We start from the raw sequence: 23,803 nt of genomic DNA, 5'->3' as shown, positions 1-23,803 counted from the left end.
GAGGACGTGTGGGGAGCGCTGCGCACCGCCCAGGCCGACGGCTTCGTCGCCGCCCTGCCGGAGGGCCTCGACACCAAGCTCGGCGAGCGCGGCACGTCGCTGTCCGGCGGCCAGCGCCAGCGCCTGTCGCTGGCCCGTGCGCTGGTCCGCCGTCCCCGGCTGCTGATCCTCGACGACGCGACGTCGGCGGTGGACCCGGAGGTCGAGGCCCGCATCCTCGCCTCGCTGCGCGAGGACCGCCGCGAGGGTGGTGGCGCCGAGGCGTCGCTGGTCGTCGTGGCCTACCGCAAGGCGACCATCTCGCTGGCCGACGAGGTCGTGCACCTCGACGAGGGCCGCATCGTCGGCCGCGGCACCCACGCCGAGCTGCTGGTCTCGAGCCCCGACTACGCCCACCTCGTCAACGCCTACGAGGTCGACGCCGAGGTCGACGCCGACCTAGAGGGGACCGCGCGATGAACCCACCCCACGACGGTCTCGACCTCCCCCGCTTCGCTCCTCCGTCCGACAACGCCGCAGGGACCCCGAGATGAGCACCACTGCCCCCACCTCCGGCACCCGGATGGACAGCGGCGAGGACATCGGCGCGATCGCGACGATCCGCCTCGGCATGAAGTACTCACCCGAGCTGCGCGAGGGCCTCGGGGTCACGCTGCTGCTCGCGGTGATCGCGTCGTGCGGCCAGGTCGTGGTCCCGATCGCGGTCCAGCAGACCCTGGACCGCGGCCTCAACGCCCCCGGCGGGCCCCGCTTCGACTTCGTCGCGTGGATGGGCGTGCTCGCGGCCCTTGCGATCGTCGTCACCAGCGTGGCGTCCTACGGCATGACGAGCCGGCTCTTCACCACCTCCGAGCACGGCCTGGCCACGCTGCGCACCAAGGCGTTCCGCCACGTCCACGACCTGCCGCTGCTCACCCAGAACACCGAGCGCCGCGGCGCACTGGTCTCGCGCGTCACCTCCGACGTCGACCAGGTCAGCCAGTTCCTCGTCTTCGGAGGTCTCATCTTCGTCGTCAGCATCGGGCAGATGCTCGTGGCGACCGTGCTGATGCTGGTCTACAGCTGGCAGCTCGCCGCGGTGGTGTGGATCTGCTTCATGCCGCTGTTCCTCTCGATCCGCTGGTTCCAGAAGAAGCTCTCGGCCGCCTACACCGTCGTACGCCACCAGGTGGGCGTGCTGCTCGGTGCGATCTCCGAGCCCGTCGTGGGCGCGTCCGTGGTCCGCTCCTACGGCGTCGAGGACCGCACCCAGGCGCGCATCGACACCGCCATCCAGGACTGGCAGGACGCCTACACCCACGCGCAGACCTACACGGTCACCTCGTTCTCGCTCGGCGGCCTCTCCGCCGGCCTGGCCAACGCCGGCGTGATCGTGATCGGCGTGCTGCTCGGCTTCACCGGCGACATGACGCCCGGCCGCGTGCTCGCGTTCGCGTTCCTGGTCACGCTGTTCGTCGGACCGGTCCAGATGGGCACGCAGATCCTCACCGACGCGCAGAACGCCATCGCGAGCTGGCGCCGCGTCCTCGGCATCCTCGAGACCCCGGCCGACCTCGTCGACCCCGGTCCCGACGGCGAGCGGCTGCCCCGCGGTCCGATCGACGTGCGCTTCGCCGACGTCACCTTCTCCTACCCCGACGGTCCTCCGGTGCTGCGCGACGTCGACCTCGCGATCGAGGCCGGCACCCGGGTCGCCATCGTCGGCGAGACCGGGTCGGGCAAGTCGACCTTCGCCAAGCTGCTGACCCGCCTGATGGACCCCGTCGACGGCGCGGTGCTGCTCGACGGCGTCGACGTACGCCGCATCGACGCGCAGTCACTGCGGCGCAGCGTCGTCCTGGTGCCCCAGGAGGGGTTCCTGTTCGACGACACCATCGCCGCCAACGTCCGCTACGGCAAGCTCGACGCCTCCGAGGAGGAGATCCGCGCGTCCGCCGTGCAGCTCGGCATCGACGACTGGCTCGCCGGGCTGCCGCGCGGCCTGCACACCCTGGTCGGGCAGCGCGGCGAGTCGCTCTCGGCGGGGGAGCGGCAGCTGGTCGCCCTGCTGCGCGCGCACCTCGCCGACCCCGACCTGCTGGTCCTCGACGAGGCCACGAGCGCGGTCGACCCGGCGCTGGAGATGCAGATCGGCCGGGCTCTCGAGCGGCTGATGCAGTCGCGCACGTCGGTGACGATCGCCCACCGGCTCTCGACCGCGGAGAACGCCGACGAGGTGATCGTGGTCGACAAGGGACGGGTCGTCCAGCGGGGGCCGCACGCGGAGCTGGTCACGCAGGCCGGGAGCGTCTACTCCGGCCTCCACACCAGCTGGATCGCGCAGCACTCCCACCAGTAGGGGAGCGGCGCGGTGGCGGGCAGGTTCAGGAGGCCAGGACCTGGGAGATGAGCATGTCGACGTCGAAGTAGTCCGACTCGGTGCCCGGCGCCACCACGGCGACGGAGCGCGCGAGGAAGTCGTGGATGTCGGACGCGCGGGCCATCAGGACCAGGTGGCCGTCGGGGGAGCTGAGCTCGATGCTGACCATCGCCCGGCCGCTGAGGCCGATGGCCGGGGCCACGTGCACGTCGCCGTCGCCCACGGGGGACTCGGTGCCCCGGGCGAGCAGGTCGCGCCCGAAGGTCCACACGAGGTTGCCGTCGGAGGTGACGAAGGTCATCGCCACCGCGAACGGGTCGGAGCTGCGGTAGCCCAGGACCGTGTCGATCTCGTGGCGGATGCCACGCTCGTCCATGCACTCGACAGTGATGTCCAACGAGACGTCGGACAAGGTGTGTCCACCGGACGTGTTCATCGAGGCTCCTTCGGTTCCTGGCGGCTTGGTTGCTCATGAGACGGCATCGAGGACCCCCCATGATGCGAAACAGCGAAATATGACCCGAAGCGGTCCAGACCGCTTCTTGACATTGACTCATGACGATCTTGACCCAAACCTGATCACCCACCTCTGGTTGGGGTCCGGGACCGGGCACTTTCGCGGCAGTGCGGGCGGGGCGCGAGCGGCGTTGGGGCGGCCCGTTAGGGTTCTCGCATGACGGGGGCAGCCAAGCGCATCGTTCTCGAGACCCTCGGGTGGTTGCTGCTGCTGCTCGGCGTGGCGGCGATCTTCCTGCCCGGTCCGGGACTCCTCGGCATCTTCGCCGGCCTGGCGCTGCTCTCCCAGCAGTACGACTGGGCCGAGCGTCGGGTCGAGCCCGTGCGGCTGCGTGCCCTCGTCGGTGCCGCCGAGGGCGTCGAGACCTGGCCCCGGGTCATCGCCTCGTGCCTGGGAGCCGTGGTGCTGGCCGCCTTCGGCGTGCTGTGGATCATGAAGCCCCCCGCGCCCGGCTGGTGGCCGGTGTCCGACACCTGGTGGCTGCCGGGCGGCATCTGGACCGGCGTGACCCAGGTTGCCTCGGCCGCGATCGCGCTCGGCCTCATCGCCTACAGCTTCCGGCGCTTCCACGGCCATCCCGAGGCGACCGCCGAGCTGCGCCGTCAGATCAAGGACGGCAGCCGCGAACCCGCCCGGGACCGCGCCTGACACCGGACCCCGGATTGCCGGGCACGCGCTGGCATGGGATATCGTTCCCGCGTCGCGGGCGATTGGCGCAGTGGTAGCGCGCTTCGTTCACACCGAAGAGGTCACTGGTTCGAACCCAGTATCGCCCACCCGAGTCGAACAGCCCCTGACCTGCGGAAGCGCAGGGTCGGGGGTTGTTTCGATTTGGTCCGCGTGTCCACTACGTGTCCACCAAGGGTCCATCAGTGCCCGGTAGAGGGAAGCCTCCGGAAGGCTGCCTCGAGCTCGTCCAAGCGGATCCGGATGTTGCGGCGGCCGCATCGATAGGCCGGGATCGATCCGTCACTGATACGACGACGGATCGTCTTGGTGCTCAGCGACATCACCTCAGCTGCCTCCTCGATGCTGAGGTACACGGGAAGCACACGCTGCAGCGGGACGCGAGGACTGGCGTGCCTCTGCTGTGCCGGCATGGCGCCCCCTGGGCGGTGGCGGAATGGGGCATCCAGGCGTACGCCTTCTTGCAGCATCGGCTACCGAGTAGCTTCCATCGCGTCCTAGCCTTCGCCCCTCCCGCCCGACAGGCGGCGAAGACGCGCTCATCGTGAGAGCTCGGACCTGCTACCCCAGTTGACGTAGGCATGTGAGTTCTAACGGCGTGTTGTCGAGGTCGGGCGCGGACCCGGCAGCGACGCCGGCGCCGGCGCCGCTCGCAGCCGTTGATCTGCCGCTTGGCGGGCGGAATGGTGCTTGGCCGTGATGGCGGGGTACCCGGACCTGAAGCAGTGGGTCCGCTGACTCTGCGCAGCTTGCTCGAGCGGTCCGGGTACCGACCGGTGGCCAGGTCCTCGGACTATACGAGCCCTCTCCGAGCCGCGGCGATGAGGGCCTTCTACTCGGGTGCGGGGCGGCGAACCGGTCCCTAGCGCATGCAGTTCCAGAGGAACCATCAGCTTCGCGTGCTGTTCAGACCTCAATGTCGCCCATGGGAGGGCATCTGCTCCTTCGATGCGAAGACTGTTGACAGGTGAATACAGCGGTATGCATAATCGGAGGCCTGGTCGCGCAGGTGTGGCTGTCGCGCAGGTGTGGCTGAACGACGCTCTAGCGCGGTCAACGCGGGACGGAGGGACAAGTGGTGGATACCAGTGATCGGCGCTTCTCGGCGAGGGCGGTGACACAGTTGATGACGACTGCTCGCTTGGATCTCCCTGCGGAGCGAGTCGAGATTGCCCTCGGCATGATCGAGCACTTCTATGGCGTGATGGACGCGATGGACAACTTGGACGTGGGCGAGGTCAGTCCTGCAGTCACGTTCGTTCCTACTTGGGAATAGGCACGAGGCCGGTGGGAGCCGACCCGCGATTTCCTCCACAGGAAGCGTTTGCGCCTGCCGACGAAGAGGCAGCGCCCGTGCTCGGAACTATGCGGCCCAGGCCGCTCGCGAAGGGAGCAAGATGGAACCCTACGAGTTGACCTCGGAAGCCGCTGGGGCGTTGATCCGGTCCGGCGAGTTGTCTCCGGTCGAGCTGATCGACTCGGTGCTGGCCCGGATCCAAGCCACTGAACCTAGGGTCATGGCCTTTTCGCATCTGACTGCCGAACAGGCCCGAGACGCTGCCATCGCCGCGGAGCAGGAGCTTGCGTCCGGCCGCTACCGGGGTCCCCTTCACGGGTTGCCGTTGGCCGTCAAGGACCTCTACGACACGGCAGGCGTGCCGACCACCGCGAGCTCAGCCGTGCGCGAGGGCAACGTACCGAGCTCGGACGCGGCCGTGGTGCGACGGCTGTTGGACGCAGGAATGATCATGGTCGGAAAGACCTTCACGCATGAGTTTGCCTACGGAAGCTTTACGCCTCCAACTCGTAATCCTTGGGATGGGGACCACATCCCTGGTGGTTCTAGCGGCGGATCCGCGGCGGCTGTGGCCGCCGGCAGCTGTGTGGTCGCTCTGGGCACCGACACCGCCGGGTCCATTCGGATGCCTGCGAGCTTTTGTGGTGTTGTCGGTCTCAAGCCAACCTATGGCCGAGCCTCCAAGCGGGGCGTGACGCCTTTGGCGTGGTCCTTGGACCATGTCGGTCCAATGGCTCGGAACACTCGTGACGTCGCCCTGGTCATGGACGCGATAGCCGGCCATGATCCCCTTGACTCTGGCAGCGTCGATGCCCCGGTCCCGGATCACGCCGCAGGTCTGGCGTCGGGAGTCGACGGGCTGCGCGTAGGTGTGCCGACGAACTACTTCTTCGAACACGTCGCCGACGATGTGGAGCAGGCGGTCCGGGCCGCGATCGTGACGCTGCAGGGGCTCGGTGCCGAGGTCCGTGAGGTCGTCGTGCCGCACGCTGACGTCCTGATGGCCGCCGAGTGGGGGATTATGCTCCCTGAAGCGAGTGCATACCACCAGCAGTCCCTCCGTGACAATGGCGACCTGTACGGCGCCGACGTGCGAGCGTTGCTGGAGGCCGGCGAACTGGTTCTGGCGACCGACTACATTAGGGCGCAGCGCGTCCGGGCCGTGATCCGGGAAGCCTGGCGGGGGATGTTCAGTGACATCGACGTGCTGGTGACACCCACAGTGCCGTTCGCTGCACCGCGGGCAGGCGAGGCCGAAGTGAACTGGGGCGATGGAACGATCGAGGCCGTGCATGACGCGACCATCCGTCTGACCTCGCCAGCGAATGTGACCGGAGTCCCTGCTTTGACCATCCCGGTCGGGTTCAGTCGGGCCGGGCTGCCGCTCGGGATGCAGATACACGGTCGACCTTTCGCCGAGGCGACTGTCCTCCGAGTTGGGTATGCATACGAGGTGGCCCGCGGCGCGCACGCGTGGCCGACGCTCGCCGACTAGCTGGGTGACTGACGGACGCCAATGACAGTGGGTCTGCGGCCTTTTGCCGTAGGCGTTCGTATGGTGTTTGGCCATCGAGTGCGCCGGGCGGGCGACCGTAGTTGCAGTAGACCTCACACCCCTGGAGTCGTGTCTCAAACAGGCTCGTGGCTTGATCTTGATGTGGCCGATGCCCTTGTCGATCAGATGCTTGAGCCGGACTCCTGCCTGTTGTCGGTCTGCACTTGGTCGACGACGAACGGCAACTTGCACAGGACGTGGTCGATGAACGCGATCGCGGTCGGCTGGTCGTTACGTGGGCGCGCTTGCAGTACGCGAAGTCGGGTGCAGTCGTCGATCGCGGTGTACTGGTAGTACCGCTTCTAGCGGCCCTTCTGGCCCAGGGGCTCGATGAACTTCACGTCGACCTGTAGCTGGTGGCCTGGGCGCCGCTTCTCGTATCGCTTCCAGCGCGTCTCGCGCCGCTTGTAGCGCTGCGGCGCCGGCAGCCGGCCCACCCCTGCTTCGTGAAGGATCGGCCACACGCCTGAGGGGCTGATCTTGATCTTGTGGTGCCGCTCCAGGTACATCGCGATCTTGCCGGGCCCGAAGTGGTAGCGCCGGCGCAGCCACAGGATCTTCTCCACGACCGCGGCATTGGTCGCCTTGGGGGAGTTGTGCGGTGCGCTCGAGTGGTCCTTCAGGCCGTCGAAGCCTTCGTCCTCGTAGCGCTTGAGGCACTTGTAGTAGAAGGTCCGGCTGATGCCGTAGTACCGGAAGGTCGCCGAGACGCTGCCGCGGACTTCCTCGACGTGCTTGAGCACCGCGAGCTTGTGTGTGCCCCGCCGGTCCAGTGCCCGCTCAGTCATGAAGATCTCCTAAAGATCAGAGACCCCAAGACGACCGGATATTCGGCGACACCGCGAATCAGAGATCGAAGTCACGAGATTCGTTGCACATCAGCATGCGTCGGTATACATTCGGACACCACGGAGTACACGACACTCCTTCGCTCGGGATCGGCCGACAGTTGTAACCCGACCTTCGCCGGCAGCACCCCTTGCACACACCTGAACGGCGCTCAGTGACGAGCTTGCAGTCCGGTGAGTGCGAGGCGCCTCGCTTCGTCCGCCACGGTCCGGCGTTCTCGCCGGATGCTCCATGGCGGGATGCAAGTTCCGGCGTCAGGTGCGCAGCAGTGACCGCATCCAATCGCTCAGTGAAGGAGTAGCCAGTGAAGACAGCTGCAGAACGCCCCGCATCAGTGACTAGGAGGCCACGAGTGGTCACCGCGGCCGCCATGGCGATGGGGGCGCTCGCCCTTGCTGCTTGCGGAGGCGGTGGAGCGGGTGGCAGCGATGCCGACTACAAGATCGGGTTGATCGCGTCGCAGAGTGGGGTCTTCGCCGCATTCGGTGATCCCATGCTTTATGGCGCCCAACTCGCGGTGGACGAAGTGAATGCGGACGGTGGCATCGACGGTCAGCAGGTTAGCCTCGTTACCGTCGACGACAAGAGCGACGCAACGGTTGCGGCGTCACAAGCGCGGCGGCTCCTGACGGACGACCAGGTCGACCTCCTCGTGGGAACCGTTGCATCGGACGCGACACTTGCGGTCATTCCCTTGGTGAACAGGGCCCAGACGACGTTCATCTACCCCGTCACTGGTGAAGACCGGACCTGTACGCCGGATGGTGGCACCAACCCCTACGTCTTCGGGCTCGGCGACACCCCCGACCAGCAACAGGCCGAGTTCGTCAAGTACGCCGTGGAGAACTTCGGCAAGAACTGGTACCTGCTCGGGAACGACTACGTCTTTCCGCGGTCGGTTCTCGAAGTCACAAAGAAGTACCTCACCGAGGCCGGCGGCACAGTGGTTGAAGAGACGTACACGCCTCTCGGGACCACCGATTATCGCCCCACGATTCGCAACATGGCTGCGTCCAACGCGGACGTCATCTTTGCCGTGGTCCCTGGATCGGACGGCAATGCGTTCATGAAGCAGGCCACCGAGGCGGGACTCGATGTCGACAAGACGATCACGGGCGTCTCCACGTTCGAGATCGAGATCTACTCCGGTATGGCGGGCGCCGCGGATGGCATCGTGACTGCGGACCGATACACCGACCGGCTCGACACGCCGCTGAACAAGGCCTTCGTGAAGTCGTACCGCGAGCTCGCGGGGAATGACCTCCCCATTCCCGCCACAGCGGCCTACACGTACTCCGCCATCAAGTTGGCCGCCCAAGCCGCCAAGGACGCGGGATCGTCGGATCCTGAGCTGCTGCGCGCAGCTCTCGAGCAGGTTGAGATGGAGCTCCCCCAGGGCCCGGTCAAGATGAATGAGGACCATCTCCTGGATCAGCCTGTATACGTGCTCAAGATCGAGAACGACGGGTATTCCGTCGTGGAGGAGCTCGGCGTGCAGAAGGCGCTTGGGCATTCCGGTTGCAGCGTCAAGTGATGTTCACGTACCTCCCACAGGGACTGCCAGAAACGGCCGTCGGTGCAATGTCCAGCGAGACGCTGGGACGTTACTTGGCGCAGGCGGTCGACGCCGGTAGCGCAGCCGTGTTCCTGATCGTGGTCGCACTCGGCCTCGTAGTGATCTTCGGGATCATGAAGGTGGTCAACATGGCGCACGGCGAGATGTTCATGCTCGGTGCCTACACGGCGTGGTGGTTGACCGGGCATGGGATCTCGTTCTGGGCAGCACTCGTCCTCGCTCCGTTGGTAGTGGGTGCGCTGGGACTCCTCGTTGAGCGATTGCTCATCCGCTCGCTCTATGCGCGCAAAGACCTCTCCACGCTCCTTGCCACCGCGGGACTGAGCATCCTGCTCCAACAGTTGGTGTCGCTCAGCTTCGGGACCCAACCCCGATCCGTCGAGTCGCCGCTTTCCGGACGGATAGTCATCTTGGGCCAGAGCTTCAGCATCTACCAGTTTGCGGCCGTCGGCATCTCCATGCTCGTCATCGCCGCGGTCTACTGGCTACTTCGCCATACGGCATTCGGCCTGCGGGCTCGCGCGACCGTGGAGTCGCCTGAGATGGCGGGTGCACTCGGAATCAACGGCGTACGGATGAACATGTCGGCCTTCGCGCTCGGATGCGCGCTGGCAGGGTTCGGAGGTGCAGTGCTCGCCCCCTTCAGCGGCCTATCGCCCACTATGGGCATCGACTTCGTCGTCCGCTCGTTCCTGGTGGTCATTGTCGGTGGATCGAACGCGATCGTCGGAGCGCTCGGGGGCGGCACGGTGGTGGGTGGTGGACAGAGTCTCCTGACGGCCAATTTCAGTCCGACCATCGCGGAAATGGTGATGTTGTTCGTGGTCATGGTGCTCGTCGTCCTACGCCCGCAAGGCGTGTTCAGCAGGAGTAGCCGCCGTGTTTAAAGACTCAGCACGCGTCTCCCCTGTGATGCGCAGTCTCGTCGCCGGAGGCTTGATCCTGGGCGCCGTCGTGGTGCTCACTCTTGTGCCAAGCATGGTCGGTGGCTATTACCTCTTCTTGCTCACCCTCGCGATGACCAGCGCCATCTTCGCCATGAGCCTGGACCTGCAGTGGGGGTACGCCGGATTGATCAACTTTGGTGCCGCCGCTCCCTTCGCGCTGGGGGCGTATGGATACGCGCTGGTGACTCAGACTCCAGCGTTTGCCTCGGCATACGTTGCCGTGCCTGTGGCCATGCTCGTGGCCGCGATCTACGGGATGGTCGTCGCATTTCCTGCGTTCAAGGCGCGGACGCTGCCGCTGTACTACGCGCTTCTCACCCTGGCGGGCACGCTCTTGTTGCAGAAAGTGACGATGATCTCCACGTTTACCAACGGCTTCAACGGGATCAATGGCGTGGCACCGCTGGACATCTCGGTGCCCGGGCTCTTCGAGCTACGCATCATCACGCCTCGAGACCTGTATCTTGCCGTCCTGCTGACGCTCATTGCGACGTTCGTCTTCTGTCGCTGGCTGGCCGGGACTCCGGCCGGCCGGGTGGTGAGGGCATTGCGCGAGGACGAGCGCAGGTGCGAGGCGCTTGGCTACCCAGTCGTCCGGTACAAGCTGTTCGTCGCTTGCGGGACAGCGGCCCTCGCGGGCCTGGCGGGAGCGTTGTTTGCGGCGGTGAACGCGAACGTGACGCCGGCACTGTTCGGCGTGCAGATGTCTCTGGTTGCCTTCATCTGGGTGGCTCTCGGCGGACCAGGGACGCTGTGGGGGCCTGCCGTCGCGGCGATCGTGCTTGTAATGGCCGAGGGGTACTTCTCGCGTGCTTCCGGCGAACTGTACTTGGTCGTCATCTCCGGGCTGTTCATCGTGGGTGTGCTGTTCCTGCCGCGCGGTCTGGCGGGCCTCATACCTACGGGGCAACGCGCCCTACGGCGAGGCCGCGAATCAGATGTGTCGGGATCGACCGTTGGGGAGAACAATGACGTCCGGGTCTGAGGCGCTGCTGGAAGTTCGCGCCGTATCGAAGAGCTACGGGGGTGTGCACGCCGTGGACAGCGCAAGCTTCACGGTCCACGCGGGAACCACGCATTGTGTCATCGGGTCAAATGGCGCTGGCAAGACAACGCTGTTCGATGTCGTAAGCGGAGCCACCAAGGCGTCGTCCGGAACCATCATGTTCGCAGGGCACGACATCACGCGGCGAGGAGCCGACCATGTCTCCCGACTCGGCCTCGTCCGCACCTACCAGAGTCCACGACCGATCCCCGCGATGACGGCCCTGGCAAACGTCGAACTGGCAGCCGCTGGCCGCGCTGCGGATTACGGCTTGGGAAAGCTGCTCCGCCACCGTTCGGAAGTGACCGAGCGGGCAAGGCGGCTGCTCGAGCTGTGCCACCTGGGGGCGGGTTCGAGCATCGCATCCGCGCTCAGCCATGGGGCCAGAAAGCGTCTCGAGTTCGCGATGGCCTTGGCATGCGAGCCCCGAATGCTCCTCTTGGACGAGCCGACCGCGGGCATGAACCCTGAGGAGACGGATGAGATGGCAGCGATCCTGGGGGGGCTGAACAGAGAACTGACCGTGGCCATCATCGAGCACGACCTCGCCTTCGTTCGCCGGATCGCTGACCGCGTCACATTCATGCATCGAGGGCGCGTTCTGTGCGACGGCACTTTGTCCGAAGTCGAGAGCGACGAACGGGTTCAGCGCATCTATGTAGGGCGGGAGGACTAGCCGTGTTGCACCTCGAGCAGATGAGCTCCGGGTACGGAGCGACGCCAGTACTCTTTGGTGTCGACATGCACGTGAGCGCGGGTCAATGTGTCGCCTTGCTGGGTCGCAACGGTGTCGGAAAGACCACGCTGATGCGATCGATCATGGCGTGGGAGGCTCGTGTCACCGGCGGGCTCGTGAAGCTGGGCGAACGAGACGTGGCGGCTTGGCCGACCCACCGACGGGCGATGTGGGGCGTGCAGTACGTGCCTGAGAACAGGGGCATCTTCGCTGACCTGACAGTGCGCGAGAATCTGCGGCTGGCTGAACTCGCTGCCAACCCGGCCCGTGGTTTGAACCTCAGCCGGAGCGATCTGTTGGGTCGTTTTCCGATCCTCGCCGAGCGTATGGGGGAGTCAGCCGGGGTTCTGTCCGGCGGTGAACGCCAGATCCTGGCAATTGTTCGGGCCCTGCTGACTAGACCCCGGCTGCTGCTGCTCGATGAGTTCTCCGAGGGTTTGCAGGCACCCATGGTGAAGCGGCTCGCGGAGGTCCTCGCGGCGGCGGTTCAGGACGGTCTCGCGGTGCTCATGATCGACCAGGACTCGAGGTTCGCCTCCGAGTTCGCTGACTACCTCTACGTCATGGAGAAGGGTCGCATCGTCGACGAGGGCGCTGCCTCGGTGTTCCGCGGGGAGCCGGCCCGGTTGGATGCCAGGTTGGCCTTCTGATCTCCACTCGTTCGAGGCGCAAGCCGCAGCGAACGCCGCGTGAGGCGCGACCGTCCGCGCGCCGTGCTCCGGCTCGATCAGCGATCCAGTTCGGCGGGAAAGCGCCACGTTCAACAAGACTGTGTGAAAGCGAGGAGACAGGTACGTAGTGGCAACCGAAGCATTGAGCGGGCAGTTCGTGATCTTCGACGAGGTGCTTCCCGCCAAGCAGGGGACCGCTTTCGAAATGGCCGCGGGTCAGGTCTTGAGGATCATCGACCTGGAGGGCCAACAGGTCCCTGACCTTTTGTGCATCAAGCGGGAAGACCACGCCGACAAGTTGTCGCCACCCAATACCCAACTGCTCAACAAGACCATCTTCCTCAAGTCGGGTCATCACCTCTACTCAACTCGGGCAACTCGGCTGATGACCATCATCGAGGACACTGTGGGTGTCCACGACATCATCAGCGGCGGGTGCAGCAGCTATACGAACGAGTTCCGATATGGAGTGCGTGGCACGGCGAGTTGTCGGGGCAACTTCGAGAAGGCCCTTGCGCCATACGGGATCCCCGAAACGGAGATCCCCTACAACTTCAACATCTTCATGAACGTCACGGTCGCGCCGGACGGCACGACAGCCATCGAGGAGTCACCCAGCAAGCCCGGCGACTACATCGATCTTCGTGCCGATGTGGACGTCATCGTCGCAATTTCGAACTGTCCTCAACTGCGCAACCCTTGCAACGGTTGGAACCCGACCCCTTTGCGCATGATCCTGCACGAGCCGGAGGCTCGTATCGCTCCTACCCACGGGTAGCGACGGGGCGAGGGCAGCCAAAGGCGAACGACGCGCTCGAACCGGAGGGACAACTACTCTTGCTCGGCACGAGCCCCTCGCCCGAGGCCTGCTCGTCCTGGTGCCCATCGCACAGGTCGACGGCTTCTTGCTCGGCAAGCTCAAGCCGAGCATCAGCTACGACGGCAAGGAGTTCTGAGCCTTCTCATCACCGGCAACACCTAGCCCGGGTCGAACAGCCCCTGACCTGCAGAGATGCAGTCAGGGGCTGTCTGCGTGCACGAGGCGGCTCAGCCGCCGTCTTCGCTCGCCTCCGGCCGGCAGGGGACGAAGACCTCGGTCCGGGGTTCGGCGACGTCCGGGCCGTCCAGGTAGGACTCCCAGGGCGGGCCGGACGCGACGAACCGGTGGTCGGCGAGCCAGGTGGTGGCGGCGGAGTAGGCGCCGCCGACCTGCTCGTACGCACCGGAGTGCACGGTCGTCGCAGCCGTGCCGGCAGGCAGCTCGCTCGGCACGACCCGTCCACTGGCCTCGACGGCGCGTGAGGCGGGGAAGCCGGTCTCGACCTCGAATCCGCCCTTGCTCACGACGTAGCGGCTGAACGGCGGTCCGGTGGGCGAGAGGCCCTGGTGGCCGAGGACTGTCATCACCTCGGCGAAGGCGCCGCCCAGGAAGCCGGCGATGTCCTCCGGTCGCACGTGGGCACGCACGACCGCCGCCGGTTGGGACCGGACCTCGACCAACTGCACGGCATACGTCATGAAAGGCCTCCCCGGTGGGTGACCTTCTGGCGCGACTCGAGCAGCGCGCGGCGCATCTCGTCGTAGGCGTTCTCCACGCCGAGGCGGAGCCGGTCGACGACCTCGGTGGTGGTCGAGGGGGCGGTCTCCATCTGGAGCCGCGTCGTCGCCCACCTGCTCCGGAGCTGGTCGGCCAGTGCCGTGAGACGGTCGTTGGCGTCCAGCGCCGCGAGGTGCATCTGGACCTCCAGGTCATCGATGCGGCCCTGCCACACCTCGAGCTCGGCCTTCCTCAGCTGTCCGTAGAGGTCGCTCTGCCTCGACTGGAGCCTGGTGATCTGTCCCTCCAGCTTGGCGATGCGGTCCTCGGTCGTCATCTCTTTCGTCATGTCCTCGATCTCCTTGCCTGTGTCGGACCCGGCCCCGGGGCGATGGTGGTCCCCGGGGCCGGGCATCGGAACTGCTGTCGACCCGCCCATGCATGCCGGTCGTCGACCGGAGGTGGAGGGCCGCACCGGCTCATGACCGCGAGGCAGCCACGACGGCGGGTTGTGTGGCCTGCCCGGCGGTCACGCGCGGGGCAGGTAGGGGTGGGTCGGTCGCGGTGGCGGCCGCCGCCTCGTGCTCGAGGAACGCACTGAGCTCGGCGATCGTCGTCATGATGGGGGAGGGGAAGACGACGGTCGTGTTCTTGTCGACGCCGATCTCGACGAGGCTCTGCAGGTTGCGCAGCTGGAGGGCGAGGGGGTGGGCCATCATCAGGTCCGACGCCTCGCCGAGCGCGGTCGCGGCCAGGGACTCGCCCTCGGCGTTGATGATCTTGGCGCGCTTCTCGCGCTCCGCCTCGGCCTGGCGGGCCATCGCCCGCTTCATGGTGTCCGGGAGCTGGATGTCCTTCAGCTCGACGAGGGTGACCTCGACGCCCCACTCGACCGACGTGACGTCGAGGATCTCCCGGATGTCGAGGTTGATGCGGTCGGTCTCGGAGAGGGTCTCGTCGAGCGTGTGGCGACCCACCACCTTGCGGAGCGTGGTCTGGGCGATCTGGTCGATGGCCGCGCGGACGTTCTCGATGGCGACGACGGACTTGACGCTGTCGACCACGCGGAAGTAGGCGACGGCCTAGACGTCGACGCTCACGTTGTCGCGCGTGAGGATGCCCTGGGACTGGATCGGCATCGTGACGATGCGAAGTGAGACGCGGTGCATCACGTCGACGAACGGGATGATCAGCCGGAGCCCGGGCCGCCGCGGGACCTGCACCCGTCCCAGCCGCAGGACCACGCCCTCCTCGTACTGCCTCACGACGCGGATGGCCATCGCGAGGACAGCAACGAGGAGGACCAGGACGGCCACGGTGATGATGCTGACGATGCCCATGACGTCAGCCGACCGCGTCGGGGTTGAAGAGGGCGACCTTGAGCGCGCCGGTCTCCCCGGCGCGGGCGAAGACGTCGTACGCGTCCTGCATCTCGTCGATCCCGAAGCGGTGGGTGCACAGAGACGACACGTCGATCTTGCCCTCGCCGAGCAGGCGCAGGAGCAGCGGCGTGGTGCGGGTGTCCACGAGACCGGTCGTGATCGTGACGTCCTTGATCCACAACGTCTCGAGGTGCAGCGTGGCCGGTGCTCCGTGGACCCCCACGTTGGCCACGTGTCCACCCGGACGGATCAGCGTGGTGCAGAGCTCGAAGCTGCCGGGCACCCCGACGGCCTCGATCGCGACGTCCGCGCCCAGGCCGCCCGTGAGCTCCTGGACGAGGGCCTCGGCCTCGGCGTCCGACGCGACGGCGTGGTCCGCCCCCGAGGCGAGCGCCTGTTCCCGGCGTGACGCGGCCGGGTCGACCATGACGACCTGCGACGGGCTGAAGAGGCGGGCCGTGAGCAGCGCGGCGAGCCCGATGGGACCGGCACCGACCACCACCACGGTGTCGCCGGGGGAGACGTGTCCGGCCAGCACCCCGACCTCGTAGGACGTGGGCAGGATGTCGGCGAGCATGAGGGCGTCCTCGCTGCTCACGTTGTCCGGCAGGACGTGCAGCGAGTGGTCCGCGAACGGGACCCGCACGCGCTCGGCCTGGGTGCCGTCGATGGTGTGGCCGAGGACCCAGCCGCCCCCGCCCAGGCACTGCCCGTAGCGACCCTCCTTGCAGAAGCGGCAGCGGCCGCAGGAGGAGATGCAGGAGACCAGCACCCGTTGCCCGACCGAGATGTCGTGCACCTGCTCGCCGACGTCCAGGACGGTGCCGACGGCCTCGTGGCCGAGGATGCGCCCCGAGTCGACCTCGGGGACGTCGCCCTTGAGGATGTGCAGGTCCGTGCCGCAGATGGTCACTGCGTCGACGCGGACGATCGCGTCCTCCGGATCCTTGATGGACGGGTCGGGGACGTCGATCCACGATCGATTCCCGGCGCCGCCGTAGACGAGTGCCTTCATGACTGAACTCCCTCTCGATGGTGTGGAACGTGGGTGGATCCCCGTGGACGGGCCACGGGTGGCGTACGACGACCTCCCGGCGCCGCGACCACGACGACGTCACAGACGGCCTCCCCGAGGACCTGGTCGGTCAGTCGGTGCCGTCCGGGTCCCGACCTCGCGCCGAGGACCACCAGGTCGTGCCGGGCCGAGGCGCGCACGATCGCCTCAGCCGTGTCCGCGTTCTCGAGGGTCGAGGAGCTGACCTGCGCCTCGGGGACGGTGTCGAGGGCGGAGGAGATGGCGTCCTGCTGCGCGGCGCGGGCGCTCCACCGGGGCGCACAGAAGTGGCCCGGCACCTCGTGGACGAGGACGCTGTGGTGGGCCGGCCAGACGGTCAGCACCTCGACGCGCATGCCGTGCCGGGTGGCGTGGCGGAGGCTCCACACAAGGGCGTGCACGCTCGCGTCGCTGCCGTCCACGGCGACGAGGCAGGTCCGCACGCGCGACCCGTCCGGAGGCTCGCTGGGGCTCGGGGCTGATCGGGTCGGCGTGGGCCGCTTCATACCTCCAACCTAGGCAGCGCGCGGCCCCGGCGAAGCGGTCGTAGGTCCCCTCCCCTCGGGACCTTGGGCACTGAATCGTGGAGCTCGAACTCCCTAGCGTGGAAGGACCGGGGAACCCCGCGGACCGCAACGGCAACGAAGGGGCACACATGAGCGTCAGGGTCGGGATCAACGGCATGGGCCGAGTCGGACGGGCGCTCCTGCGCCGCACCGCCCAGGGCGCCGACCTCACCCGACTCGTCGGCGGGTCGCTCGACTCGTACGCCGGCGAGAGTTGACCCGCGGTGTTCAGCGTAGGGATCCACGTCCTCGACCCGGCCGCGCCGGTCACGATCGGCGCGATGATCGGTCCCGAGGCCTTCACCGAGGTGAAGTACCTCGCGGCGGTCCAGCAGCTGTGCGCGCTCGACGCGGTTCTGGTGGTCGAGGCGTTCGCGCGAGCCACGGGGCGTACGTCCGGCGGCCTCGTCAGTGCCTATCGCATGGAGGACGCGGTGACCGCCGTCGTCGCCATGGGGTCGGTTCCCGGCTCGGTCAGGGACGCGGTGGACCAGCTGCGCGACGAGGACGTCCGCATCGGGGTCGTCGGGATCTCCTGCTACCGGCCCTGGCCGCTGGACGAGGTGCGGAAGGCGTTGTCGGGGCTCGAGCGGGTGATCGTGCTCAACGGGGCATTCGCCCTCGGCTCCGGCACCATGCTCGGCCAGGACGTCCGGCTGACGCTCGGGGCATCGGACACCGCCGTCCACGACGTGGTGGCCGGACTGCGCGGACGACCCGTGACCCGCGGCAGCGTGCGCACCCTCCTGGATGCCGTGCTGGCCGGTGAGGTCGACCCGGACCGGGTCTACTTCCTCGACCTCGACCAGGCCCTCCTGGCGCGTGAGCTGGCGTTGTCCCGGCCGCAGGAGTCCTGATGCCACCCACCGACATCGAACTCCACCAGATCGGCACCCTCGCGACCGGCAACCGCCTGCTGGACCGTCGCCGAGCTGCGCTCCTGACGGGCCGATCCGCGGACGGATGACGAGGGACTATCTAGACTCTGGGTGTGAACCCGGTCCCCGTCATCGCCTACTTCGCCGGCGATCCCAGCAGGACCTACCAGCTGGTGCAGTGGCTGGAGGTTCTCGAGTCGCTGGACCACGTCCACCAGGTGTGCCTCGTCCTGCGCGACCCGGCCTCCGCGGCGGTCGTGCAGTCGCGGACCGACCTGCCCGTGCTCACCGCCGAGACCCTGGCCGACCTCGCCGAGCTCTACGCCGAGCTCGACCCCAAGGTCGTCCTCTACTGCAACAACTCGCCGCAGAACTTCGACTCGCTGCTCGACGGCCGCCGGCTGCACGTCCACGTCAACCACGGTGAGAGCGACAAGCAGTCGATGGCGAGCAACAACGCCAAGGCCTACGACCGGGTCTTCGTCGCCGGCGAGGCCGCCGTCCAGCGCTACGTCACGGGGCTGCTGGAGTTCGACGCCCGTCGGCTGGTGCGCGTCGGTCGGCCGCAGCTCGACCTGCGCCGGACCCCGCTCGTCGCACCCAGCCCGCGTCGGACCGTCCTCTACGCACCGACGTGGGAGGGGGACGCCGACTACAACGACTACACGTCGGTGGACCTCATGGGGGAGTCGATCGTCCGCGCGATCCTCGCCGTGCCGGACGTCCGGCTCGTCTACAAGCCCCACCCCAAGGTCACCACCAGCCGCACGCCTGCCGTCGCGGGGGCCCACCAGGACATCCTCCGGGTGGTGGCCGGGGCCGCGCAGGACGACCCCGCCGCCGGTCACGTGGCCGTCCTGGGCGGCGACATCCTGGCCGTCATGCCGGGCTGCGACGCCATCGTCACCGACGTCTCGTCCGTCGGGCTCGACTGGCTCTACCTCCACACCGACAGGCCGATCTTCCTCACCGACCGGCACGGCGACGTCGACCACCTCCGTCGGCAGATCCCCATCAGCCGCTGCGCCGACGTCATCGAGCAGGACACGGTCGACGAGCTCACGACCCTGCTGCGCGACCGGCTCGAGCGCGACGAGCACCAGCTCGCCCGCATGGCCATGCGCCACCACTACTTCGACGACCTCCACGTGGGTGACAGCACGGCTCGCTTCCTCGCCGCGGTGTCCGAGCTGGTCGTGCTGTGCGACCAACTGCTGGGCGAGCTGGACGACCCCGACGGAGCGGCCGACACCGGGTGAGGCACCTGGCGGCCTCGATGCCGGCATCGAAGTAGGGCCCCCTAACCTTCGACGGTGCCGCCTCCCGCAACGCCCGTCGCCGTCCAGCCCCTGCGCGCCCTCTGGCGCCGCTACGACGCCTACCGGGCGCGGTTCGTCGGGGCGGTCGTGGCGTCGACGGTCAACAAGGTCGCCGACGTCGTCCCCGAGCTGCTGATCGGCGCCGCCGTCGACGTCGTGGTCCGCGGGGATGCGTCCTTCGTCGGCGACGTGCTCGGCGTGGAGTCCCGCTATGCACAGCTCGGGTGGCTCGCGGTCATCAACGCGGTGGTCTGGATCGTGGAGTCGCTCAGCGAGTACCTCGCCAGCGTGCTGTGGCGGGGCCTGGCGCAGGGGGTCGAGCACGACCTCCGCGTGGAGGCGTACGACCACGTCCAGCACCTCGACCTCGGCTGGCACGAGAGCCGGCCGGCGGGCTCGACGATCGCGACCCTCAACGACGACGTCAACCAGCTCGAGCGTTTCCTCGACGTCGGGGCCCCGGCCATCCTCCAGACCGTCCTCAACGTGCTGCTGGTGGGGGCGGTCTTCGCCGTCGCCTCCGGCCAGCTCCTCGTGCTGGCGTTCCTGCCGATCCCGCTGATCGTGGTCGGCTCCCTGGTCTTCCAGCGCCGCCTCGAGCCGCTCTACGACCGGGTCCGCGTCGCCGTGTCCGACCTGTCCAGCACGCTCTCGGCCAACATCTCCGGCATCGCCACCATCAAGGCCTTCACCGCCGAGGACCGCGAACGCGAGCGCGTGTCCGCGGTCTCGCAGGCCTACCGCCGGGCCAACACCGACGCGATCCGCTCCTCGGCCGCGTTCGTCCCGCTGGTGCGCATGGCGATCCTCGCGGGCTTCTCGTGCACCCTGCTGCTCGGGGGCTGGGCGACCCTGCGCGGCGACCTCCAGGTGGGCCTCTACTCGGTGCTGGTCTTCATGACCCAGCGCCTGCTCTGGCCGCTCACCGAGGTGGCCGAGGTGCTCGACCTCTACCAGCGCGGTCGTGCCTCGGCTGCCCGCATCCTCGGCCTGCTCGCGGTCCCGGTGACGGTGCCAGCCGGGTCGACCGCCCTGCAGCGTCCGGTCGCCGGCAGGGTCGAGCTCCGCGGCGTCCGCGCGGGATACGCCGACGGCCCCGATGTCCTGCACGGCATCGACATGGTCGTGCCGGAGGGGGAGACGCACGCGATCGTCGGGTCGACCGGCTCGGGGAAGTCCTCGCTCCTGCGCCTGGTGCTGCGTTTCGACGACCCCCGCGAGGGCCAGGTGCTCTTCGACGGGCAGGACGTCCGCGACCTCGACTGGGACTCGCTGCGCGGTTCGCTGGGCTACGTCGCCCAGGACGTCTTCATGTTCGCCGGATCGGTCGCGGACAACATCGCCTACGGCCGTCCCGGCGCGAAAGCGGAGCAGGTCCGGGCGGCCGCCGAGGGGGCTGCCGCCCTCGACTTCATCGAGGCGATGCCGGACGGGCTCGACACCTGGGTGGGCGAGCGGGGCGTGACCCTCTCCGGGGGCCAGCGGCAGCGGCTCGCGCTCGCCCGCGCGCTGCTGCGCGACCCCGCCGTCCTCGTCCTGGACGAGGCGACGAGTGCCGTCGACAACGAGACCGAGGCCGCCATCCAGCGGTCGCTGCGCCGCGCGACCGCGCGACGCACCGCGATCGTGGTCGCGCACAGGCTCTCGACCGTCCGCCACGCGCACCGGATCTGGGTGCTCGACGAAGGGCGCGTGGTCGAGGCGGGCACGCACGACGACCTCCTCGCCCGCGACGGGTCGTACGCCGCCCTCTGGCGGGTGCAGACCGGGGACACCGCCGGGTGAGCGTCAGGTGGTCGTGAGCCGCACGACGAGGAGTGCGACGTCGTCCTCGGGCCCGTCGCCGACCATGCCTTCGAGCAGCAGGTCGGACAGCTCCTCGAGGTCCTGCACCCGCGGACCGAGGTCGCGCAGCAGCTCGGCCAGTGCACCGATGCCCTGGTCGATGTCGCGGTCCCGGCGTTCGACGAGGCCGTCGGTGTAGAGGACCACGACCGAGCCTGGCTCCAGGAACGCGCACCGCTCGGCGCGCGGCGTACGCGGATCCAGCCCGAGCAGCAGGTCGTTGCTGTTCACGTCGGCGAGCGGGGTGACGGCGCCGTCGGGCTCCAGCAGCAGGGCCGGCGGGTGGCCGGCGTGCGCCCAGCGGAGCACGACCTCCTCGCCGGCACCGGCACCGGGACGGGGATGGCGCTCGAACCTCGCCACCACGGCCGTGGCCGTGGTCTCCATCCGCAGGGACTCCATCACGACGTCCACGCCGGACAGGACGGCGGCGGGCGCGTAGCCGCTGTGCACGGCGAGCCCGCGCAGGAGGCCCCGGAGCTGCCCCATGGCGGCGGCGGCCTGGACGTCGTGACCGACGACGTCGCCCACGACGACCACCACGTCGCGCCCGCCGGGTCCGCGGCTCTGCTGCAGGAACGCGTCGTACCAGTCCCCGCCGATCCGGGCGGCCTCCCCTGCGGGGGTGTAGCGGGTGGCGATCTCCAGGTGCTCGGCCCGGGGCGGGTCGGTGAGCATGCTGCGCTGCAGGGCCTCGGACACGTCGCGCTGCGACGCGTAGAGGCGCGCGTTGTCGAGGGCGAGGGCGGCGCGCGACCCGATGTCCTCGAGCAGGGACTGGTCGGCCGTGGAGAACGCGCACCGGCCCGGTCCGCGGAAGAGGCTCACCACGCCCACCGTCCGCCCACGCGCGCGCAGCGGGACGGCCATCGCCGACGAGGGGGCCAGCTCGCGCAGCCGGTCCCGTGCCACCCCCGGGACGAGCACCGCGGCGATCTTGTCGGCCGCGTCCGACTCCATGAGCACCGACGACATCTCGCGGATCGTGCGGGCCAGGTAGGACGCGTCGGTCATCGCGCCGAGACGCAGCGAGGCGTACTCCCTCAGGGTCTCGACCCTCGACGCGTCGGTGTGGGACCAGGCGACGTCGCGCAGGCCGCGACGCCAGTCCACTGCGTGCGGGTCCTCGACGAGCGTGACCAGGCACCAGTCCCCGAGCTGCGGGACGAGCAGGCTCGCGAGCCGGCTGACGCCCTCCGTCGGGTCGAGCGTGCTGGTGAGCGCCTCCGACACCGACGCCAGCAGCGCGAGCCGGCGCGCCGACCGGTCGAGCGCGTCCTGGGCCGCGCGGCGCGCGGAGATGTCGGCGAAGTAGACGGCCAGCCCCTCGGGCGACGGCCAGGCCCGGATCTCGAACCACGCATCCGGCACCGCGGGGGAGTGCGCCTCGAAGGACACCGCCCGCCCGGTGGAGACGGCCTCCCGGTAGTGGTTCTCGAACGGGCTCCCGACGGCTGCGGGGAAGGTCGCCCACAGGCTCTCGCCGAGGAGGTGCGCCCGGCCCCGGCCCAGCAGGCGCTCGGCCTCGGAGTTGACGTAGGTGAAGCGCCAGTCGTGGTCGAGCTGGAAGAACGCCGAGGACATCGACTCGAGCACCCGACCGATCCGGGCCTCGCCCTCGCGCACGGCCGTGGTGTCGTACGCCGCTCCCACCACCCGTACGGCGGGACCTCCGGGGCGGTCGGCGAGGGCGCGCCCACGCGCCTGGATCCAGCGCACCGCACCGTCGGGCAGCAGCACGCGGTACTCCGCCTCGTACTCCCCGCAGGTGTCCACCGCCTGCTCCAGCGCGTCGCGCACCCGGGGCAGGTCGTCAGGGTGCACACACCGGTCGAAGGCCGCCATGGTGCTGCCGAAGGAGGCCTGGTCGAGGCCGAAGAGGTCGAGCAGCCGCCCGTCCCACCGCAACCGGTCCGCGACGACGTCCCACACGAAGGCCCCGACGCCCGCAGCGTCCAGGGCCAGCTGCCACGCCACCCGGTCGGTGACGGCGTCGAGGAAGTCGAGCGCGATCGCGGGAGGAGGTTCCCGGTGCCGGGGCACGGGAACGCTCACCTGCACGCCGTCGTCTGGCACCCGGCTCTTCTTCCACCAGCAATTGAGTGCCCACTGTCTCGAGGCGCCCCTGTCAGGGTGGCACACGTGCGGGTGCGGCGGCGAGGATCGGCGGCCCAGCAGTGCCTGGGCGAGGGTGTGGTCCAGTCCACGGAGTACCAGGTCGGGGGTAGCGTCGCAGCAGGCTGCACACGGGTGGTGCTCGCGTCCACGACGGGGCTCCCGACGGGAAGGGATCCCATGACGGCAGGGCTGGCAACCGGTCGCCCGGGTGCTCCCGGCGCGGTCCGCGGCCTGCTCGGTGCCGCGCACCTCGGCCCGACGCTGGCCGTGACCGTGCTCGCGGCGCTCCTGGCGGGCGCCCAGGGCCTGGGTGCGGGGCGCGGTGTCCTGCTGGTTGCGGCCGTCCTCGCCGGGCAGCTGTCCATCGGGTGGGGCAACGACCTCGTCGACCTGGCACGCGACCGCTCGACCGGCCGCGAGGACAAGCCCCTCGCGACCGGGAGGGGGTCCGTCCGGGCCGTCCGCGTCGCCTGCGCGGCTGCGGTCGTGGCGACCGTCGTGCTGTCCCTGGCCGTCGGCGCCGTCGCCGGACTCGTCCACCTCGGCTGCGTCGCCTGCGGCTGGGCCTACAATCTCGGTCTCAAGGCGACCGCGTGGTCGTGGCTGCCGTACGCCGGCGCGTTCGGCGGCCTCACCGTCTTCGTCGCCCTGGCCGACGGGTCCCTGCCGCCGTGGTGGTGGCCGGTCGGCGCCGGGCTGCTCGGCGTCGGCGCCCACCTGGTCAACGTCCTGCCCGACGTCGAGGACGACCTGGCGACCGGCGTGCGCGGCCTGCCGCACCGCCTCGGCCCCCGAGGCATCGCCCCGGTCGCGGCCGTCGTCCTGGGCCTCGCGTCCGCCGTGACCCTGGTCGGGGCGGCCCCGC

At 68.7% G+C, this 23,803-nt stretch carries 23 protein-coding genes, 1 tRNA gene and 1 pseudogene; 16 read left to right on the top strand and 9 right to left on the bottom strand.

What is annotated here, in order from left to right; translation table 11 throughout:
- Together JWN97_RS07325 and JWN97_RS07320 are read left to right on the top strand one after the other, a co-directional pair.
- A partial coding sequence (locus JWN97_RS07325) for an ATP-binding cassette domain-containing protein (protein WP_297620678.1) occupies nucleotides 1-459 on the top strand: 459 nt, incomplete at its 5' end.
- 70 nt (nucleotides 460-529) lie between these two features.
- Nucleotides 530-2,338 (top strand): ABC transporter ATP-binding protein, encoded by a 1,809-nt coding sequence (locus tag JWN97_RS07320; protein ID WP_297620675.1) that lies wholly within the window; start codon nucleotides 530-532, stop codon nucleotides 2,336-2,338.
- 25 nt (nucleotides 2,339-2,363) lie between these two features.
- Here the strand turns inward: JWN97_RS07320 and JWN97_RS07315 are convergent, their stop codons facing one another.
- The gene (locus JWN97_RS07315) at nucleotides 2,364-2,795 is read right to left on the bottom strand and encodes an SsgA family sporulation/cell division regulator (RefSeq protein WP_297620672.1); all 432 of its coding nucleotides are present in this window, start codon (nucleotides 2,793-2,795) and stop codon (nucleotides 2,364-2,366) included.
- Between the two features lie 237 nt (nucleotides 2,796-3,032).
- Here JWN97_RS07315 and JWN97_RS07310 point away from each other — a divergent pair, with 237 nt between their 5' ends.
- Both JWN97_RS07310 and JWN97_RS07305 read left to right on the top strand, forming a co-directional pair.
- Complete coding sequence (locus JWN97_RS07310; RefSeq protein ID WP_297620669.1) at nucleotides 3,033-3,524, top strand: PGPGW domain-containing protein; 492 nt, start codon at nucleotides 3,033-3,035, stop codon at nucleotides 3,522-3,524.
- 56 nt (nucleotides 3,525-3,580) lie between these two features.
- Nucleotides 3,581-3,652: transfer RNA gene (locus JWN97_RS07305), tRNA-Val, on the top strand.
- A gap of 93 nt (nucleotides 3,653-3,745) precedes the next feature.
- Here JWN97_RS07305 and JWN97_RS07300 read toward each other — a convergent pair.
- Nucleotides 3,746-3,919, bottom strand: a complete 174-nt coding sequence (locus JWN97_RS07300) for a helix-turn-helix domain-containing protein (RefSeq protein WP_297620666.1) — start codon at nucleotides 3,917-3,919, stop codon at nucleotides 3,746-3,748.
- A 1,041-nt stretch (nucleotides 3,920-4,960) separates the two neighbouring features.
- Between JWN97_RS07300 and JWN97_RS07295 the strand changes: the two genes are divergently transcribed.
- A complete protein-coding gene (locus tag JWN97_RS07295) occupies nucleotides 4,961-6,355 on the top strand; it encodes an amidase (RefSeq protein ID WP_297620663.1) in 1,395 nt (464 codons plus the stop codon).
- A gap of 362 nt (nucleotides 6,356-6,717) precedes the next feature.
- Here JWN97_RS07295 and JWN97_RS07290 read toward each other — a convergent pair whose 3' ends face one another.
- The gene (locus tag JWN97_RS07290) at nucleotides 6,718-7,203 is read right to left on the bottom strand and encodes a helix-turn-helix domain-containing protein (RefSeq protein WP_297620661.1); all 486 of its coding nucleotides are present in this window, start codon (nucleotides 7,201-7,203) and stop codon (nucleotides 6,718-6,720) included.
- A 413-nt stretch (nucleotides 7,204-7,616) separates the two neighbouring features.
- On the opposite strand from JWN97_RS07290, the gene JWN97_RS07285 reads away from it, so the two are divergent.
- The 6 genes from JWN97_RS07285 to JWN97_RS07260 all read left to right on the top strand — a co-directional run bounded on the left by JWN97_RS07285 (nucleotide 7,617) and on the right by JWN97_RS07260 (nucleotide 13,017).
- Nucleotides 7,617-8,798, top strand: coding sequence for a substrate-binding protein (locus JWN97_RS07285; RefSeq protein WP_297620658.1), 1,182 nt, complete (start codon nucleotides 7,617-7,619; stop codon nucleotides 8,796-8,798).
- Nucleotides 8,798-9,727: a branched-chain amino acid ABC transporter permease gene (locus JWN97_RS07280; protein ID WP_297620655.1), complete on the top strand. Its 930-nt coding sequence runs from the start codon at nucleotides 8,798-8,800 to the stop codon at nucleotides 9,725-9,727. Before JWN97_RS07285 ends, JWN97_RS07280 begins: the two co-directional genes overlap by 1 nt.
- Nucleotides 9,728-9,752: 25 nt before the next feature.
- Nucleotides 9,753-10,772 (top strand): branched-chain amino acid ABC transporter permease, encoded by a 1,020-nt coding sequence (locus JWN97_RS07275; RefSeq protein ID WP_297620652.1) that lies wholly within the window; start codon nucleotides 9,753-9,755, stop codon nucleotides 10,770-10,772.
- Nucleotides 10,756-11,508 (top strand): ABC transporter ATP-binding protein, encoded by a 753-nt coding sequence (locus tag JWN97_RS07270; RefSeq protein ID WP_297620649.1) that lies wholly within the window; start codon nucleotides 10,756-10,758, stop codon nucleotides 11,506-11,508. The genes JWN97_RS07275 and JWN97_RS07270 overlap by 17 nt, the downstream gene beginning before the upstream one ends.
- Before the next feature lie 2 nt (nucleotides 11,509-11,510).
- Nucleotides 11,511-12,218 (top strand): ATP-binding cassette domain-containing protein, encoded by a 708-nt coding sequence (locus tag JWN97_RS07265; RefSeq protein WP_297620646.1) that lies wholly within the window; start codon nucleotides 11,511-11,513, stop codon nucleotides 12,216-12,218.
- Nucleotides 12,219-12,366: 148 nt separating this feature from the next.
- Nucleotides 12,367-13,017, top strand: a complete 651-nt coding sequence (locus JWN97_RS07260) for a DUF1989 domain-containing protein (RefSeq protein ID WP_297620643.1) — start codon at nucleotides 12,367-12,369, stop codon at nucleotides 13,015-13,017.
- A gap of 269 nt (nucleotides 13,018-13,286) precedes the next feature.
- On the opposite strand, the gene JWN97_RS07255 is transcribed toward JWN97_RS07260, so the two are convergent.
- From JWN97_RS07255 to JWN97_RS07235, 5 genes and pseudogenes are all read right to left on the bottom strand, one after another.
- Nucleotides 13,287-13,757 (bottom strand): GyrI-like domain-containing protein, encoded by a 471-nt coding sequence (locus JWN97_RS07255; protein ID WP_297620640.1) that lies wholly within the window; start codon nucleotides 13,755-13,757, stop codon nucleotides 13,287-13,289.
- Entirely contained in the window at nucleotides 13,754-14,125 is a 372-nt protein-coding gene (locus JWN97_RS07250) for a hypothetical protein (protein WP_297620637.1), read from the bottom strand. Before JWN97_RS07250 ends, JWN97_RS07255 begins: the two co-directional genes overlap by 4 nt.
- Before the next feature lie 130 nt (nucleotides 14,126-14,255).
- Nucleotides 14,256-15,056: pseudogene (locus JWN97_RS07245) on the bottom strand (slipin family protein).
- A 64-nt stretch (nucleotides 15,057-15,120) separates the two neighbouring features.
- On the bottom strand, nucleotides 15,121-16,173 hold the full coding sequence (locus tag JWN97_RS07240) for an alcohol dehydrogenase catalytic domain-containing protein (RefSeq protein ID WP_297620634.1): 1,053 nt from the start codon (nucleotides 16,171-16,173) through the stop codon (nucleotides 15,121-15,123).
- Nucleotides 16,170-16,718: a universal stress protein gene (locus JWN97_RS07235; RefSeq protein ID WP_297620631.1), complete on the bottom strand. Its 549-nt coding sequence runs from the start codon at nucleotides 16,716-16,718 to the stop codon at nucleotides 16,170-16,172. Before JWN97_RS07235 ends, JWN97_RS07240 begins: the two co-directional genes overlap by 4 nt.
- A gap of 149 nt (nucleotides 16,719-16,867) precedes the next feature.
- Between JWN97_RS07235 and JWN97_RS07230 the strand changes: the two genes are divergently transcribed.
- From JWN97_RS07230 to JWN97_RS07215, 4 genes are all read left to right on the top strand, one after another.
- The gene (locus JWN97_RS07230) at nucleotides 16,868-16,996 is read left to right on the top strand and encodes a hypothetical protein (protein ID WP_297620627.1); all 129 of its coding nucleotides are present in this window, start codon (nucleotides 16,868-16,870) and stop codon (nucleotides 16,994-16,996) included.
- A gap of 6 nt (nucleotides 16,997-17,002) precedes the next feature.
- On the top strand, nucleotides 17,003-17,635 hold the full coding sequence (locus JWN97_RS07225; protein WP_297620624.1) for a hypothetical protein: 633 nt from the start codon (nucleotides 17,003-17,005) through the stop codon (nucleotides 17,633-17,635).
- 134 nt (nucleotides 17,636-17,769) lie between these two features.
- The gene (locus tag JWN97_RS07220) at nucleotides 17,770-18,915 is read left to right on the top strand and encodes a CDP-glycerol glycerophosphotransferase family protein (protein WP_297620621.1); all 1,146 of its coding nucleotides are present in this window, start codon (nucleotides 17,770-17,772) and stop codon (nucleotides 18,913-18,915) included.
- A 54-nt stretch (nucleotides 18,916-18,969) separates the two neighbouring features.
- Entirely contained in the window at nucleotides 18,970-20,760 is a 1,791-nt protein-coding gene (locus JWN97_RS07215; RefSeq protein WP_297620618.1) for an ABC transporter ATP-binding protein, read from the top strand.
- A gap of 3 nt (nucleotides 20,761-20,763) precedes the next feature.
- On the opposite strand, the gene JWN97_RS07210 is transcribed toward JWN97_RS07215, so the two are convergent.
- On the bottom strand, nucleotides 20,764-22,896 hold the full coding sequence (locus JWN97_RS07210; RefSeq protein WP_297620615.1) for a SpoIIE family protein phosphatase: 2,133 nt from the start codon (nucleotides 22,894-22,896) through the stop codon (nucleotides 20,764-20,766).
- Nucleotides 22,897-23,115: 219 nt separating this feature from the next.
- On the opposite strand from JWN97_RS07210, the gene JWN97_RS07205 reads away from it, so the two are divergent.
- Nucleotides 23,116-23,803: UbiA family prenyltransferase (locus JWN97_RS07205; protein WP_297620611.1), on the top strand; the 688-nt coding region annotated here is incomplete at its 3' end.

The sequence above is a fragment of the Nocardioides sp. genome (assembly GCF_025965415.1).
Classification (GTDB): domain Bacteria; phylum Actinomycetota; class Actinomycetes; order Propionibacteriales; family Nocardioidaceae; genus Nocardioides.
The sequence above is the reverse complement of the archived record's forward strand: the minus strand, read 5'-3'. Positions and strand labels throughout refer to the sequence as shown.

What these genes read in the sequence shown, in the direction of transcription:
- JWN97_RS07320 (WP_297620675.1), top strand. Translation starts at nt 530, where the DNA reads ATGAGCACCACTGCCCCCACCTCCGGCACCCGGATGGACAGCGGCGAG.
- JWN97_RS07315 (WP_297620672.1), bottom strand. Translation starts at nt 2,795, where the DNA reads ATGAACACGTCCGGTGGACACACCTTGTCCGACGTCTCGTTGGACATC.
- JWN97_RS07310 (WP_297620669.1), top strand. Translation starts at nt 3,033, where the DNA reads ATGACGGGGGCAGCCAAGCGCATCGTTCTCGAGACCCTCGGGTGGTTG.
- JWN97_RS07295 (WP_297620663.1), top strand. Translation starts at nt 4,961, where the DNA reads ATGGAACCCTACGAGTTGACCTCGGAAGCCGCTGGGGCGTTGATCCGG.
- JWN97_RS07290 (WP_297620661.1), bottom strand. Translation starts at nt 7,203, where the DNA reads ATGACTGAGCGGGCACTGGACCGGCGGGGCACACACAAGCTCGCGGTG.
- JWN97_RS07280 (WP_297620655.1), top strand. Translation starts at nt 8,798, where the DNA reads ATGTTCACGTACCTCCCACAGGGACTGCCAGAAACGGCCGTCGGTGCA.
- JWN97_RS07275 (WP_297620652.1), top strand. Translation starts at nt 9,753, where the DNA reads ATGCGCAGTCTCGTCGCCGGAGGCTTGATCCTGGGCGCCGTCGTGGTG.
- JWN97_RS07270 (WP_297620649.1), top strand. Translation starts at nt 10,756, where the DNA reads ATGACGTCCGGGTCTGAGGCGCTGCTGGAAGTTCGCGCCGTATCGAAG.
- JWN97_RS07255 (WP_297620640.1), bottom strand. Translation starts at nt 13,757, where the DNA reads ATGACGTATGCCGTGCAGTTGGTCGAGGTCCGGTCCCAACCGGCGGCG.
- JWN97_RS07250 (WP_297620637.1), bottom strand. Translation starts at nt 14,125, where the DNA reads ATGACGAAAGAGATGACGACCGAGGACCGCATCGCCAAGCTGGAGGGA.
- JWN97_RS07240 (WP_297620634.1), bottom strand. Translation starts at nt 16,173, where the DNA reads ATGAAGGCACTCGTCTACGGCGGCGCCGGGAATCGATCGTGGATCGAC.
- JWN97_RS07235 (WP_297620631.1), bottom strand. Translation starts at nt 16,718, where the DNA reads ATGAAGCGGCCCACGCCGACCCGATCAGCCCCGAGCCCCAGCGAGCCT.
- JWN97_RS07230 (WP_297620627.1), top strand. Translation starts at nt 16,868, where the DNA reads ATGAGCGTCAGGGTCGGGATCAACGGCATGGGCCGAGTCGGACGGGCG.